The organism is Acinetobacter guillouiae, assembly GCF_002370525.2.
Lineage (GTDB): Bacteria > Pseudomonadota > Gammaproteobacteria > Pseudomonadales > Moraxellaceae > Acinetobacter > Acinetobacter guillouiae.
Genome location: NZ_AP014630.1, coordinates 4028237 through 4041793, shown reverse-complemented (window position 1 = coordinate 4041793; position 13557 = coordinate 4028237). Strand labels below are relative to the sequence as shown.

Genomic DNA, 13557 nt, shown 5'->3' with positions numbered 1-13557 from the left:
GGCAAACTTGAGTATTGAGTAAAGCTTTTATGCGTCTTCCAGTTTTAGTTTTTGATATCGAAACCCTGACCGATCTTAAGTCTGGGGCGCATTTATATGGCTTGGATTTACCACAGGACGATTTAGAACAGGCGTTGGCAAAACTACGCCGTCAAGAATCGGGGATGGATTTTCAGCGCTTGGCTTTACATGAAATTGTCTGTATTTCGGGATTGTGGATTGATGAAAATAGTGTAATGAAACTATTTTCATTTAGTCGAGAGCAATATACTGAAACTGAAATTTTACAAAAATTTTTATCTATCTTTGATAAAAGACATCCAACACTCGTGAGCTGGAATGGCTCACAGTTTGATTTGCCTGTGATTTTATTCCGTGCCATGTATCATGGACTATCTGCACCAAGTTTGTTCGATCAAGGTGAGATTGACACACAAAAAAGGTATAATAACTATCAGAACAGATACCACAACCGTCATGTCGACTTAATGGATGTCATGGCGATGTTTAATGGACGTCATTTCCAGAAATTGGATGATGTTGCGCATTTATTGGGTTATCCCGGTAAACGTGGTATTTCAGGTTATTTTGTTCCCGAATATGTGAATACACAGCAATGGTTGAAACTCACTAGCTATTGCGAAGGTGATGTTTTAAATACATGGTTGATTTTTTTAAGATGGGCTTTGCTTAAAGGTCAGATTTCTTTACAAGATCACCGTTTATGGATTCAAGCCTCGATTCATTATTTGCAAGGACAAGCTCAACAACATGAGTTTTTAAATGTTTGGCGTGAAACCTCACAGCGAACTGAATTTACTCAAGCAGATTTTTCCTCCACACCCGATTAGGTATCCCTTTGAAACATAGAGCCAAACCTCGACCATCTCAGCTTCCACAATATATTTTTAAAGTTGAAAGATTGTCACACGAAGGGCGAGGGATTGCGCATTATGGAACAGAACTCAATCATCCAAGTGAAAAGCAGGGTAAAAAAGTTTTTATTCGCTATGCGCTGCCTGGTGAAATCGTAAAAGCTCAGGTGACGCGTCAAGTATCCAAACTTGAAGAAGCGGACAGTATTGAATTACTCAGTGAGCCAAATCCACATCGTATTCAACCGATCTGCCCACATTTTGGTACTTGCGGTGGATGCAATATGCAACATATTCATCCAGATGAGCAAATTCGCTTAAAACAAGATGTTTTAAAGTCACATCTTAGCCACTTTGCAGGCTTAGTACCTGAACAGTGGTTAGTGCCATTGCGTTCAACGCGTACCGACTATCGGCATAAAGCCCGAATAGGGGTGCGTTATTTAGCTAAACAAAATAAATTATTGATGGGTTTCCGTGAAGCGCAGAGCAATCACTTAACTGCAATTGAAACCTGTAAAATTTTAGATATTGAATTAGATCAGGCCTTACCTGAAATCAAGGCATTACTCGAAAGTCTAAAAGGCAAAAGCAGCATTGGTCATATAGAATTAGCCAAAGGCGATAGCGAAATTTCATTATTGGTTCGCCATACTGAAAAATTAAAAGCCCATGATGTCAACCTATTGCAACAATATGCGTTACACAAACAGTGGCAGTTGTATTTGCAACCTGCGGGTGTGGAAAGTGTACAACGGCTAGATGATGCTCAGGCAGACATGCATTTGCATTACCGTTTAAAAGATTTTGATATCGAGTTTGCGTTTAATCCAACAGATTTTACCCAAGTGAATCCCACTGTAAATCCACAGATGGTTAATCTGGCATGTGATTTGCTTGAGTTGAAAGCAGGCGAAACTGTTTTGGATTTATTTTGTGGATTGGGGAATTTTTCTCTGCCGTTGGCTCAACGTGTGGGTGCTACAGGAAAAGTCATTGCTGTTGAAGGTAGTGAAGCGATGGTGAAGCGTGGTACAGAAAATGCACTGAACAATCGCATAAGCAATGTTAAATTCTATTCACAAGATTTAACAAAAGACTTTTCGCATTATTCTTGGGCAAATCAAGGATTTGATGCATTATTGATTGACCCTCCTCGTGCGGGTGCAGAACAAGTTATGCATTATTTGCCCAAATTTGGTGCGCAAAGAATCGTTTATGTGTCGTGTAATCCCGCAACATTGGCGAGAGATGCTGGAATTTTGGTACAACATGGTTATCAGCTCACTAAAGCCGGTGTGATGGACATGTTTACGCACACGGGGCATGTAGAATCGATTGCTTTGTTTGAAAAGAAATTAGAGATAAACGATTTATAATGAAATATAGAGTTAGAGGAGTAGGGTATGGTCACAGTACGTGAGCAACTTCCTGATCAGCTCAATGAGCTATCAGAGGAAGCGACTGTAGAACATGCCGATGAAGCGCAACAGGCTCTAGCAACTTGGCTAGATCGAGTGCGTGGAATTTTAGACGGTGCTGAACTTAAGCAGTTAGAAGAAGTCGCGCAATTAGTATTACAAAAAGAATTGGCGACCACAGTAAATTCCAGAACCAATACCTTTGCAACAGGCATTGGGATGGCCGATATTCTCGCGCATTTACATGTCGATGAAGATACGCTGGCAGCAGCTGTGCTTTATCGTAGTGTGCGTGAAGATCTCACGACTTTAGAGGAAATACAGCAACAATGCGGTGAGCAGGTTTACAACCTTGTCAAAGGCACTTTGGCGATGGGTAAACTTTCTGAACTGATTGAAAAGAATAAACGTTTAGAAGATCACTTTAATAATAATCAGCGTGAACACCTGACGGGCATCTACAAGATGTTGATTTCTGTGACAGAAGATGTTCGTGTGGTCTTGATTAAACTGGCTGAACGTACCTTTGCTTTACGTGAATTGGCGCATTCTTCAAAAGAGCGTCAAGAGCGTGTTGCACGAGAAATTCTCACCATCTATTCGCCTTTGGCGCATCGTTTAGGCATTGCGCAATTAAAGTGGGAGCTCGAAGATCTTGCTTTCCGTTATTTGGCACCAGAACGTTATAAAGAGATTGCTTCTTTACTCAATGAAAAGCGTCTAGAACGTGAACAATATATCCAGTTTGTGGTGGATAAACTCAAGAATGAGCTGGCTGGGCATGATATCGAGGCCGAGATTTCAGGTCGGGTCAAACATATTTATTCGATCTACCGCAAAATGAAGAGTAAAAATCTGAGTTTTGATCAGCTTTATGATATTCGTGCGTTACGGGTTTTGGTTAAATCTGTCGCAGAGTGTTATCACGCTTTAGGCATTGTGCATCAAATTTGGCGTCATATTCCTCATCAGTTTGATGATTATATTACTAACCCCAAAGCCAATGGTTATCGCTCTTTACATACTGCGGTGATTGCAGAAAATAAATCTTTGGAAATCCAGATCCGAACCAAAGGAATGCATGAAGAAGCCGAGTTGGGCGTGTGTTCACACTTCAATTATAAAGAAGGCTCGAAAACCACTGACTATTCATTTAATCATCGTTTGCATTCTTTACGTGCAGTGCTTGAACATTATCAAGAACGTACCGAAACCAGTGCGCATCCCAATGAAGATGAAACAGAAGATTTTGAACAAATTCAAGATTTTGAAGGGTTTGAAAAAATCTATGTGTTTAGTCGTGATGGGGATATTAAAGAACTACCACGCGGATCGACGGTGCTTGATTTTGCTTATCATGTGCATACTGAGGTCGGCAATAAGTGCTATGCATCACGGGTCAACCAACGCTATGTGCCGTTAACCTATACCTTAAAAACAGGCGAACAGGTTGAGATTTTAACCAAGAAAGATCGTGAACCCAATCGTGATTGGTTGGTTAACTCTTTGGGTTATATTAAAACAGCACGTGCGCGTGACAAGTTGCGCCACTGGTTTAGACAACAGGATCGCAGTAAAAATCTGGAAGTTGGGCGTGAGCTACTCAATAAAGAACTTTCACGTTTAGCGATTCACCCGAAAAGTATTGATTTAAGTGATTATTGTAATCATTTCAATGTGAAAACTGGGGATGACATCTTGGTGTCATTGGTGAGTGGGGAAATTAGCCTGCATGCCTTGATCAATCAAGTCAATCGCCACATGCACTTAGATCAGGATGAACCAGAGCTGGTTTTAAAACCAACATTAAATCCACGCGCAAGTCATACCTTGTCGGCGCATGGAATTTTAATTGATGGTTTGGACAATGTTGAATTACATATTGCACAATGTTGTCAGCCTGTTCATGGTGAGTCGATTGCTGGATATATCACATTGAATCGTGGTGTTAGTATTCACAAGGTTGCATGCCCAGATTATATGCGCATGATCAAGTTAGAACCTGATCGTGCGGTTGAAGCGGATTGGGAGATGCAACCGACACGTGGGCAAAGTGTGCAAATTGTGGTGGAAGCGTATGATCGCCGTGGTTTGTTAAAAGATTTGACCCAAGTGATTTTTTCAGATCAGATCAATATCCGTCAGGTGAATACGATTTCTGAAGCAGATGGTATTGCCAATATGAAATTGTTGATTGAAGTGAAAGGCTTGGCGCAATTGTCTCGCCTCTTGGCGAGATTGGAACAACAGCCTGGCATTATCAGTGCTCGACGCTTGGTTCAAGGCAATTAGTTCGCTGTTCTGACCTCATTTATTTCAAAAAAACCTGCACAATGCAGGTTTTTTTGATTTGAAATCACCCTATAAAAATTACACGCTACATTTTTTTGAGTTTTGGTAAATGGCGATATTTTCTATGTTGGCTTGAGCATCAGTCATAAGTTGAGTATCGACTTGGCCAGGATCTGACTCAGTCGAGACCTTATTGGCAAAGCCTCCAGCTTTGGATGCTGTATCAGAGCCCCCACCAAAAGCATTTAAAGCACTACTTGCAAGACCCGCCCATTTACTAATGGTTTTGCCCGTTGCCTTAGTTTCAGAAGAGGAGAGCACGCGGCTTGCATTGGCTTTTTCAACAGCAAGCGCGGCACAATCCATACTTTTTAGTTCAGTAGTGCTCAGTGGGGCGGCAGTTAGGATTGTACTTGATGCAAGTATGGTTATTGTTAGGAGTGTTTTTTTCATTGTTTATTCCATTTGCACATTGGAAACAAAACTATAAATTAAAATAACAAAAACAAAAATTACAAAGCTGTCATGAAGCGAAATAGGCGCTTTCCATAAGGCGGCACTACAATCAAAATCTAAAATATTTTTATATCAATATAAATGACTTAAGCCTATACGCCATAATTATTTTATGACCTACAGGCGAGCAAAAATTACTTTTTGGTGAGCAGTAAATTGGCTAAACGATTGACAAACTGGGGGCTGATTGCAGAGAGTTGGAACATAATTTTGGTTTTCAATCCCACAGGCGTATGCGTAGCCGTTAAGATGCTTCCTTTGACTTTGACTAAGGCAAACACTTGTTCGGCAACATCTTGGGGCGTGAGACTGACCCCAATGTTTTGAATCGCGCCTGCATCCATGTCTGTCACCATCGCTGTTTGGACAAAAAGCGGCATCACATCCAGTACACGAATGCCGTATTTTTGCCATTCGATATCTAGCCCTTCTGTAATACCGCGTACGGCAAATTTACTGGCAGAATAAGAGACTAAGTCTGCTTGTCCATAAATGGCTGATGCTGAGGAAAGATTGATGATACGCGCAAATTTTGCTTCTTTCAGATAGGGAAGTGCGGCATGACAGCCATTTAAAACGCCATTGACATTGATATTGATTGTGCGGTGATGGTCACTAATTTCGGTTTTTTCAAAATCTCCAGAATAAAGAATCCCAGCATTATTGACTAAAATGTTGAGGCCATTTGCCCATTGAGAAAATTCTTTAAGCGCGGTTTGCCATTGTGCATAATCGCTCACATCTAATTTGCCCGCTTTGGCATTGTCACCCAATTGATCTGCTAAAATTTGAGCCTGCGCTTCATTGATATCATAAATACCAACTTGATAACCTTGTTGGTAGAATAGACGTGCAATCGCAGCCCCAATCCCTTGCGCAGCACCACTAATGAATATGCTTTGACTCATTGCAGCATCCTTTTTAGTTTATTTTGATTGCAAAGAGTTGAACATAAAACATGCAGAACAACAAGTGTTGTGCAGTCATTTGTTATTGATCTTAAAGGACATAAAATGCAACAGCTATTCGCCATCATGAAACAATTACGTGCAGAATGCCCTTGGGATCGTGAACAGACACCTGAAAGTTTAACGCGCTATGCGATTGAAGAAGCATATGAAGTGGAAGAAGCAGTGCGTTCTGGTGATATAGATGAAATTAAAAATGAATTAGGTGATTTATTGCTGCAAGTGGTTTTTCAATCACAGATGTACAGTGAGCAGGGTGCTTTTGATTTTAACGATGTTGTGGATGTACTTTGTCAAAAATTGATCCGACGCCATCCTCATGTTTTTCAAAAACAACAATTTGATAATTTAACCCCTGAACAAGTGTCGGTGTTGTGGCAGGAAATTAAACAACAAGAAAAACTGGGTAAAGCTCAATCTCGCTTAGATGCGGTAAAACATGGTCCTGCTTTATCTCAGGCAGAAAACATTCAAAAAAATGTCGCAAAAGTAGGCTTTGATTTTCCTGATGTGGCGCAGGCCTATGATAAAGTCAAAGAAGAACTGGCAGAGTTTGAAGAGGCGCTGCAATCGGAAAAACCTGATGAAATTATGGATGAATTTGGTGATTGTTTATTTTCTTTAATTAATGTAGGGCGTAAACTAGGCATTTCAAGTGAGATGGCGCTGTTAGGAACCATTTATAAATTTAAATCTCGCTTTGCTTATATTGAAGATCAAATCAATTTTAAAAATAAAAGATTAGAAGATGTATCTTTAGAAGAAATGGATCTCCTTTGGGATCAGGCAAAGCAACAATTAAAATCACAGGTTAGCAATGAGTAATCAGCATTTTTATTTTAATCGTGTAGTAAAACTAATCAAATCGTCTTTTTTATTGGTGCTTTTGAGTTGCTCCTTGAGCTTGTATGCACAACAGTTTGATCAAGCTTATCTCAACTGGAAAGCACAACAACAGGCCCATGATGCACAATTAAAAAAAGTCGACGATCAATACTATCTTTCACGACCGAATAGCCAAAAATTGCCATCGAATAGCAATCACAAAGGCCCATCATCTTCTGCTCAGTCTTCAAGTAGCTCTACTTTAAAAGTCAGTTTAAATTCTGCAAATGCTGAACAATTACAACAGCTCACGGGTGTGGGGCAAAGAAAGCACAGGCGATTATTGCTTATCGTAATCAGAATGGCGGATTTAAAAGTATCGATGACTTAAAAAAGGTCAAAGGGATTGGCGAGAAACTTTTCGAGCAGAATAGAGCACGGTTGAGTTTATGATGGGTTTAACAGCCTGTAGATCGACGAATTATCAATAGTCCATAAATTCAAGTGAAGTTTGCGAGAATCAAATTGCCCTTTAGCTGTGTAAGCGATATCATTAGCACAATTATGATTTTTACGTCCTGACGTAGGAGACAGTGTCTTTTGCAAACTTTGCGTGCGTCAAAGTGTGGGTTATCCACCGCTCAATTACCTTCCTCCATTTTAGATGTTATTGATTCTTTAACTAAAGCTGGCTATGAAGCTTATATAGTCGGTGGTGGTGTACGTGATTTAATGCTTGGCTTAAATCCGAAAGACTACGATGCTGTGACCAATGCAACACCTTCACAGGTGAAAGAGGTATTTGGTCGTCGTTGCCGAATTATTGGGCGACGTTTTGAATTGGCACATGTGTACTCAGGTCGTGAATTGATTGAGGTGGCGACATTCCGTGCCCCACCGAAAAAAGCCATTACCTCTGCACAAGGGATGATTTTACGTGACAACAATTGGGGAACAATAGAGCAAGATTTTGCTCGACGTGATTTTTCCATCAATGCCATGTATTACCAACCTCGAAAAGGGGAAGTGCTCGATTTTTGTCATGCTATTGATGATATAAAAACTAAAACTTTAAGACTATTGGGTGATCCAGCACTTCGTTTTGAAGAAGATCCAGTACGGATGTTGCGTACATTACGTTTTGCTGCGAAGTTAAATTTTAGTATAGATCCTAAAATATTAGACGTTTTTACCCAAGAAATGACGCAATTGCTGCGTGATGTTTCTCCGCATCGTTTATATGATGAGTCGCAAAAATTATTCACCATGGGGCATTTGCATCGTGTGATGCCGATGTTGATTGAATTTGGTATTTGGAAGCAATTATTTGCTGATATTAGCCCTGAGATTACTCAATTTATAGAGCGTGCAGCGAAAAATACCGATCAACGGATTCAAATGGGTAAAACCATTAATCCTGCATTTTTCTATGCGGTATTGCTCTGGAATAATTTCTTAGCGCGTTGTGATTTCTACCATGCTAAAGGTGTGGTTGCTGCAGAAGCACGTGCTCAAGCAGGTTTGGATGTGTTAAAACGCCAAGCGACACGAACCATTATTCCTCGTTTTGCCGAAACCTTTATTCGTGAAGTTTGGGAAATGCAAAGCCGTTTGCTTAACCCGAAACCACAACAGATTGAAGCGCTTTCGGGTCATGCACGTTTCCGTGCAGGATTTGACTTCTTGTTGTTGAGAGAGAAGTCAGGTGATGCTTCTACCAATGGTATGGGTGCATGGTGGGAAGCTTACCAAGACATGTCGACTGATGAGAAAGAGCGTGCAATTGGCAGCTATAATCGTCAGCGTGCCAAGAGTCGTAAGAAACTTGCTGAAGTTGCCCCTGTTGAAGATGTAAAAGCAGCAGCTTCCACGCAAATTGAACCATTGGTGAAAGAACAAGAATCTCGTAGCCGTCGTTCGCGGACTAAGTCAAATTCAACATCATCTCAAGATTTTAGAAGTAGAAATGATGCTCGAACAGCAGTAAACAAAGGCGAGATCACAGCGGATCATCCAATTACCAAGCGTAGACGCGTACAACGTGATTTAAGCAGTGTGATTTTTGGACCGACCCAATCATGATTAAAACCTATATTGGTTTAGGCAGTAATCTAGGTGATTCTGAGCAAATTTTACGGGAAGCTGTAGAAAAACTCAGAAACTTAGGTGTTGTTATCGTTTCAAAGCTGTATCAAAGCCCGCCGATGGGGCCTCAAGATCAGCCAAATTATCACAATGCAGTTGCAGAATTACACACCGATTTAGCGCCTTTGGCCTTGCTGGATGAGCTGCAACGTATTGAAAATGAATCAGGTCGAGTACGGTTACGCCGCTGGGGTGAGCGTACTTTAGATCTAGATCTTTTGCTTTATGCTGAAAAAAACATTATAAATGAGCGGCTCACAGTACCGCATATCGGTATTTTAGAGCGTGATTTTGTGGTGATTCCATTGTTGGATCTCGATCCTGAGCTCCAAGTCAATGGACAATCATTGCAAAAGTTAGATTTCGTGCAACATTCAACCCTTCGTGTTTTAGCAGATCAGTCATGGGCTGATTAAAGGATTGAATGGGCAGAGGAACTCTCATTGATAGAGGAATATCGTCATGATTAGCCTAAGTGATTTAAGACAATTCAAAACTCAGGGACGTAAATTTTCATGCTTAACTTGCTATGATGCAAGTATGGCAAAAGGTATGGAAGTTGCTGAGATTGACACCATTTTGATTGGTGACTCTTTAGGGATGACAATCCAAGGGCATGATTCTACCTTGCCTGTGACTGTTGCAGATATGGCTTATCATACTGCGGCTGTACGTCGTGCAAATCAACATGCGTTTGTGCTGTGTGATTTACCCTTTATGAGTTATGCCACGCTTAATGATGCGTTGCTCAATTCAAAAACCGTGATGCAAGCGGGCGCTCAAATGGTGAAAATTGAGGGCGGTGAGTGGCTGGCTGAAACTGTAGAAGTTTTGACACGAAATGGTATTCCTGTTTGTGTACATTTGGGTTTAACACCACAATCGGTGCATGTTTTTGGTGGTTATAAATTACAAGCGAAAACGCGTGAATCAGCAGATCAACTGATTGCGGACTGTAAAGCTGTAGTTAATGCAGGTGCCGCTGTGTTATTGCTTGAATGTGTTCCGGCACAGATGGGTAAAGAAATTGCTGAATTGTTCCCACACGTTCCTGTGATTGGCATTGGTGCTGGTGCAGATACCGATGGTCAAGTACTTGTGGTGCAAGATATGCTTGGTTTGACGTTTGGTAAAGTGGCACGTTTTGTACGTAATTTTATGAAAGAACAAGCAGGGGAAACTGCAATCGTGGATGCATTTAAGGCATATCATGTTGCTGTACAAGAGCAATCATTCCCTGCCAAAGAACATACTTTCCAAGTAGAGCTGTAAACATGAAAACAGAAACGACCATTCAAGGATTAACAGCATCACTTCAACCTGCTCGATCGGCACGTAAAATCATTGGTTTTGTACCGACGATGGGAAATCTACATCAAGGCCACTTAAATCTGGTTCGTGAAGCGCGTAAATTATGTGATGTGGTGGTGGTCAGTATTTTCGTCAATCCAATCCAATTTGGACCGAATGAAGATTTTGATAATTATCCTCGTACACTTGAGCAAGACAGTAATTTACTTGCTGAAGTGGGTTGCGACATTGTTTTTGCACCTTCTGTGGAACAAATGTATGGTAAATTCCCACGCTTAACCAATATTAGTGTGGGCGAAATTACCAATGACTTGTGCGGTTTACAACGTCCAGGTCATTTTGATGGTGTTGCTGTTGTTGTCACCAAATTGTTTAATATTGTACAGCCGAACTTTGCATTTTTTGGACAGAAAGATTATCAACAATTGGCTGTGATTAAGCAGATTGTTCGTGATTTGAATATGCCAATTGAAGTGATTGGTGTGCCAATTGCACGTGCTGAAGATGGTTTGGCCTTAAGTTCTCGTAATGGTTACTTATCTGAACAAGATCGTCAAACAGCTCCTGTTATTTTTAAGAGCTTAACGACTGCTGAACAAGATTTACATGCAGGTAAAACACTTGTAGATGTCTTGGCGCAAATTCGTGAAAGTTTAAATGATGCAGGGTTGCTTGTGGATTATGTCGAAGCACGTAGTCCAACGTTGCAAAAAGTTGAACAATTCGACCAAGATGTTGTATTGTTTGTTGCAGCGAAATTAGGCAAGACTCGTCTGATTGACAATTTACAAGTAAAACATTTTACATAAACTTTGCTTTTAGGATCGCCATGCCATGAAGCGCATACTTATCGTAACAGGACAGTCTGGTTCAGGTAAATCATCTGCTTTGCAGGTGCTTGAAGATTTGGGTTATTACTGTATCGATAATTTGCCTTTGGCATTGCTTCCTGAAATCGTTGAAAAGCTGGATAGAGAAAACAATTTAGAATTATTGGCACTGGGTGTCGATGTTCGAAGCGCCAAAGAAGATTTACAAGGTTTTGATCAGGTTTTTCAACAGTTACAGAAACATGGCAGCGTAGACGTTATTTATTTAACGACGCGTGATCAGGAGTTGATTTCACGTTTTAGTGCATCGCGACGTCCACATCCTTTGTCAAACCGCTTCCAAAGTTTGAATGAATGTATTCAAGAAGAAAAAAATTTATTGCTCCCAATTCAACTGCGAGCAACAGTACATATCGATACAACGGATAAAAGTGTACACGATTTAAAAGATACCTTATTGTCCAAACTGGGACAGTCCGATAAACTCATTTTAATTTTGCAATCTTTTGGTTATAAACATGGTATTCCATTAGATGCAGATTTTGTTTTTGATGTAAGGCATTTGCCGAATCCACATTGGGATTTAGAGTTACGTAAATATTCGGGTTTAGATGAACCAGTACGTAAATTTTTAGAAGCCAGCGAGCAAGCAAATGAGATGTATCAAGACATCTATCAGTTTTTAAATAAGTGGTTGCCTGCTTTTTCGGAAGGTCATCGTCACTATATTACAGTGTCAATTGGCTGTACGGGGGGACAACATCGTTCGGTTTATATCGTGGATAGGTTGAAAAAGGCTCTTGAGTCGAAATGGACTATTCAGGTATTACATAGAGAAATGAAGCACTGGTCATGATTGACACAACTGTTGACGTAATTAATAAATTAGGATTACATGCGCGTGCATCTGGAAAACTAATCGAAGTCACGACTAAATTTAAATGCTCTATTCAAATTGGTAAGGGTGACAAGTTAGTCGATGCCAAGAATATCCTTTCTTTACTTATGCTCGGAGCGGGTAAAGGAACCACCTTGCGTCTAGTGATTGATGGTGCAGATGAAGAAAAAGCTTTGTCTGAAGTTCAAGCACTGTTCGCAGATAAATTTTACGAGGCAGAATAATCGTGGCACGTCGTCCGCAACGTTTTACTGAAGATGATTTTGAGTCTTTAGAAGGGCGTGCAAGTAAAACCGAACAGAAAAAAGCTGTACAACGTATGGCTGCTTTAGGTGAACAACTCGCAGAGTTGTCAAAGAAACAAATTGAATCTTTACCTGTTGAAGATCGGTTGATTGAGGCTTTGCTTGATGTGCAATTGATCACATCTTTTGAAGCACGTCGCCGTCAATTTCAACGGATTGGTAAGCTTTTGCGTAATGAAGATGAAGCTATCATTTTGTCTTATTTAACCCCTAAACAAGGGATTAAAAAGTTGGCGCAATTGGATCGTTGGGTTGATCGAATGATTGAACAACGTGATCCTGCAATTAAAGAATTCTGTAAATCTTACAATGCTGCAGAAAGTCATTCTTTACGTCAGCATGTATTGCGTATTCATCGGGATATCACCCGTCAAGCCACTGCTGAAGAATTAGCGGCTTCTAAACTTAAGTTATTAAATTATGCCCAACAAGTGGCTTTGATTTCGGATAATTCCAAGTAAATTCAAGTAAATGATCGTGACAAATAAAAAACGACCCAACAGGGTCGTTTTTTATATTTAGCCGAGATATGAATTAAACTTTTGATGGCATCATGGGCATGTTTTCGCCAGGTTTAAATTCTGACTGGAATTTAACAACACATTTCCCCGCTATGATTTTGTCACCCATTTTTACTTGGATTGCCTTACCATCAGTCTGGCCTGCACATGATTTTTGAATCGCATCCCACTGCGCTTTACTTTCTACGCGTTTTTGTGCAAATTCTTGTTTGATTTGAGCACGTTGCTCTTCAGTCAAGTCTTTCATACGCGCCCCGTCATGATACATCATGCGAACATGTTCTCTGCTGTCACGACGGGAATCATGTCTCATTTCTTTCATCGCCTTGTGATCAGGCTTGAATACGATATTACATGTACCATTAATATTTTGCTGACCTGCTGTCACCTGAACCGTTTGCCCAATTGCTTTGCCATCACAGGCTTTTTGTATTTGTTGGCGTAACGCTTTATGTTGAGCACGTTTCTGTTTCATTTCTTCGCGTTGTTCTGGTGACATTTTATGGTGTCCACCATGCATCATTGGACGGCCATCAGGCCCTTCTTTAGAGCCTGGATTAGATTGACAGGCTGTTAAAGCCCCCGCAGTTAAAATACTTGCTGATACCAGTGCGATTTTTGTCATTGCTTTCATTGTTACTACTCCAATG

The 13557-nt window shown here is 40.5% G+C and carries 14 protein-coding genes and 1 pseudogene; 12 read left to right on the top strand and 3 right to left on the bottom strand.

What is annotated here, in order from left to right:
- Positions 1 to 29 precede the first annotated feature (29 nt).
- The 3 genes from AS4_RS18795 to AS4_RS18785 are packed head-to-tail and all read left to right on the top strand — an operon-like array spanning position 30 to position 4588.
- The gene (locus AS4_RS18795) at positions 30 to 851 is read left to right on the top strand and encodes a 3'-5' exonuclease (protein ID WP_096735168.1); all 822 of its coding nucleotides are present in this window, start codon (positions 30 to 32) and stop codon (positions 849 to 851) included.
- 8 nt (positions 852 to 859) lie between these two features.
- Positions 860 to 2254 (top strand): 23S rRNA (uracil(1939)-C(5))-methyltransferase RlmD, encoded by a 1395-nt coding sequence (rlmD, locus tag AS4_RS18790; RefSeq protein WP_096735167.1) that lies wholly within the window; start codon positions 860 to 862, stop codon positions 2252 to 2254.
- A gap of 27 nt (positions 2255 to 2281) precedes the next feature.
- Positions 2282 to 4588, top strand: coding sequence for a RelA/SpoT family protein (locus AS4_RS18785; RefSeq protein WP_096735166.1), 2307 nt, complete (start codon positions 2282 to 2284; stop codon positions 4586 to 4588).
- A gap of 78 nt (positions 4589 to 4666) precedes the next feature.
- Here the strand turns inward: AS4_RS18785 and AS4_RS18780 are convergent, their stop codons facing one another.
- Positions 4667 to 5041 carry a hypothetical protein gene (locus AS4_RS18780; RefSeq protein ID WP_096735165.1) on the bottom strand — a complete coding sequence of 125 codons (375 nt, stop codon included), beginning with the start codon at positions 5039 to 5041 and terminating at the stop codon, positions 4667 to 4669.
- Between the two features lie 197 nt (positions 5042 to 5238).
- On the bottom strand, positions 5239 to 6012 hold the full coding sequence (locus AS4_RS18775) for an SDR family oxidoreductase (RefSeq protein ID WP_096735164.1): 774 nt from the start codon (positions 6010 to 6012) through the stop codon (positions 5239 to 5241).
- Positions 6013 to 6117: 105 nt separating this feature from the next.
- On the opposite strand from AS4_RS18775, the gene mazG reads away from it, so the two are divergent.
- The 9 genes and pseudogenes from mazG to yjgA all read left to right on the top strand — a co-directional run bounded on the left by mazG (position 6118) and on the right by yjgA (position 12847).
- Positions 6118 to 6897: a nucleoside triphosphate pyrophosphohydrolase gene (gene mazG / locus AS4_RS18770; RefSeq protein ID WP_096735163.1), complete on the top strand. Its 780-nt coding sequence runs from the start codon at positions 6118 to 6120 to the stop codon at positions 6895 to 6897.
- A pseudogene (locus AS4_RS18765) lies at positions 6890 to 7350 on the top strand (ComEA family DNA-binding protein). The gene mazG and the pseudogene AS4_RS18765 overlap by 8 nt, the downstream one beginning before the upstream one ends.
- Before the next feature lie 147 nt (positions 7351 to 7497).
- The gene (gene pcnB, locus AS4_RS18760; RefSeq protein ID WP_096735162.1) at positions 7498 to 8979 is read left to right on the top strand and encodes a polynucleotide adenylyltransferase PcnB; all 1482 of its coding nucleotides are present in this window, start codon (positions 7498 to 7500) and stop codon (positions 8977 to 8979) included.
- Entirely contained in the window at positions 8973 to 9458 is a 486-nt protein-coding gene (folK, locus tag AS4_RS18755) for a 2-amino-4-hydroxy-6-hydroxymethyldihydropteridine diphosphokinase (protein ID WP_096735161.1), read from the top strand. Before pcnB ends, folK begins: the two co-directional genes overlap by 7 nt.
- Before the next feature lie 46 nt (positions 9459 to 9504).
- Positions 9505 to 10314, top strand: a complete 810-nt coding sequence (gene panB, locus AS4_RS18750) for a 3-methyl-2-oxobutanoate hydroxymethyltransferase (RefSeq protein ID WP_096735160.1) — start codon at positions 9505 to 9507, stop codon at positions 10312 to 10314.
- Between the two features lie 2 nt (positions 10315 to 10316).
- The gene (gene panC / locus AS4_RS18745) at positions 10317 to 11162 is read left to right on the top strand and encodes a pantoate--beta-alanine ligase (RefSeq protein WP_096735159.1); all 846 of its coding nucleotides are present in this window, start codon (positions 10317 to 10319) and stop codon (positions 11160 to 11162) included.
- Between the two features lie 25 nt (positions 11163 to 11187).
- On the top strand, positions 11188 to 12039 hold the full coding sequence (gene rapZ / locus AS4_RS18740; RefSeq protein ID WP_004725931.1) for an RNase adapter RapZ: 852 nt from the start codon (positions 11188 to 11190) through the stop codon (positions 12037 to 12039).
- A complete protein-coding gene (locus tag AS4_RS18735; RefSeq protein ID WP_004725933.1) occupies positions 12036 to 12305 on the top strand; it encodes an HPr family phosphocarrier protein in 270 nt (89 codons plus the stop codon). Before rapZ ends, AS4_RS18735 begins: the two co-directional genes overlap by 4 nt.
- Before the next feature lie 2 nt (positions 12306 to 12307).
- Entirely contained in the window at positions 12308 to 12847 is a 540-nt protein-coding gene (yjgA, locus tag AS4_RS18730) for a ribosome biogenesis factor YjgA (RefSeq protein ID WP_004725935.1), read from the top strand.
- A gap of 73 nt (positions 12848 to 12920) precedes the next feature.
- Here the strand turns inward: yjgA and AS4_RS18725 are convergent, their stop codons facing one another.
- Positions 12921 to 13541: a hypothetical protein gene (locus AS4_RS18725; RefSeq protein WP_096735158.1), complete on the bottom strand. Its 621-nt coding sequence runs from the start codon at positions 13539 to 13541 to the stop codon at positions 12921 to 12923.
- Positions 13542 to 13557 lie beyond the last annotated feature (16 nt).

Coding starts and splice junctions, on each gene's coding strand:
- rapZ (WP_004725931.1), top strand. CDS start 11,188: ATGAAGCGCATACTTATCGTAACAGGACAGTCTGGTTCAGGTAAATCA.
- AS4_RS18780 (WP_096735165.1), bottom strand. CDS start 5,041: ATGAAAAAAACACTCCTAACAATAACCATACTTGCATCAAGTACAATC.
- panC (WP_096735159.1), top strand. CDS start 10,317: ATGAAAACAGAAACGACCATTCAAGGATTAACAGCATCACTTCAACCT.
- AS4_RS18775 (WP_096735164.1), bottom strand. CDS start 6,012: ATGAGTCAAAGCATATTCATTAGTGGTGCTGCGCAAGGGATTGGGGCT.
- AS4_RS18735 (WP_004725933.1), top strand. CDS start 12,036: ATGATTGACACAACTGTTGACGTAATTAATAAATTAGGATTACATGCG.
- panB (WP_096735160.1), top strand. CDS start 9,505: ATGATTAGCCTAAGTGATTTAAGACAATTCAAAACTCAGGGACGTAAA.
- AS4_RS18785 (WP_096735166.1), top strand. CDS start 2,282: ATGGTCACAGTACGTGAGCAACTTCCTGATCAGCTCAATGAGCTATCA.
- mazG (WP_096735163.1), top strand. CDS start 6,118: ATGCAACAGCTATTCGCCATCATGAAACAATTACGTGCAGAATGCCCT.
- AS4_RS18725 (WP_096735158.1), bottom strand. CDS start 13,541: ATGAAAGCAATGACAAAAATCGCACTGGTATCAGCAAGTATTTTAACT.
- AS4_RS18795 (WP_096735168.1), top strand. CDS start 30: ATGCGTCTTCCAGTTTTAGTTTTTGATATCGAAACCCTGACCGATCTT.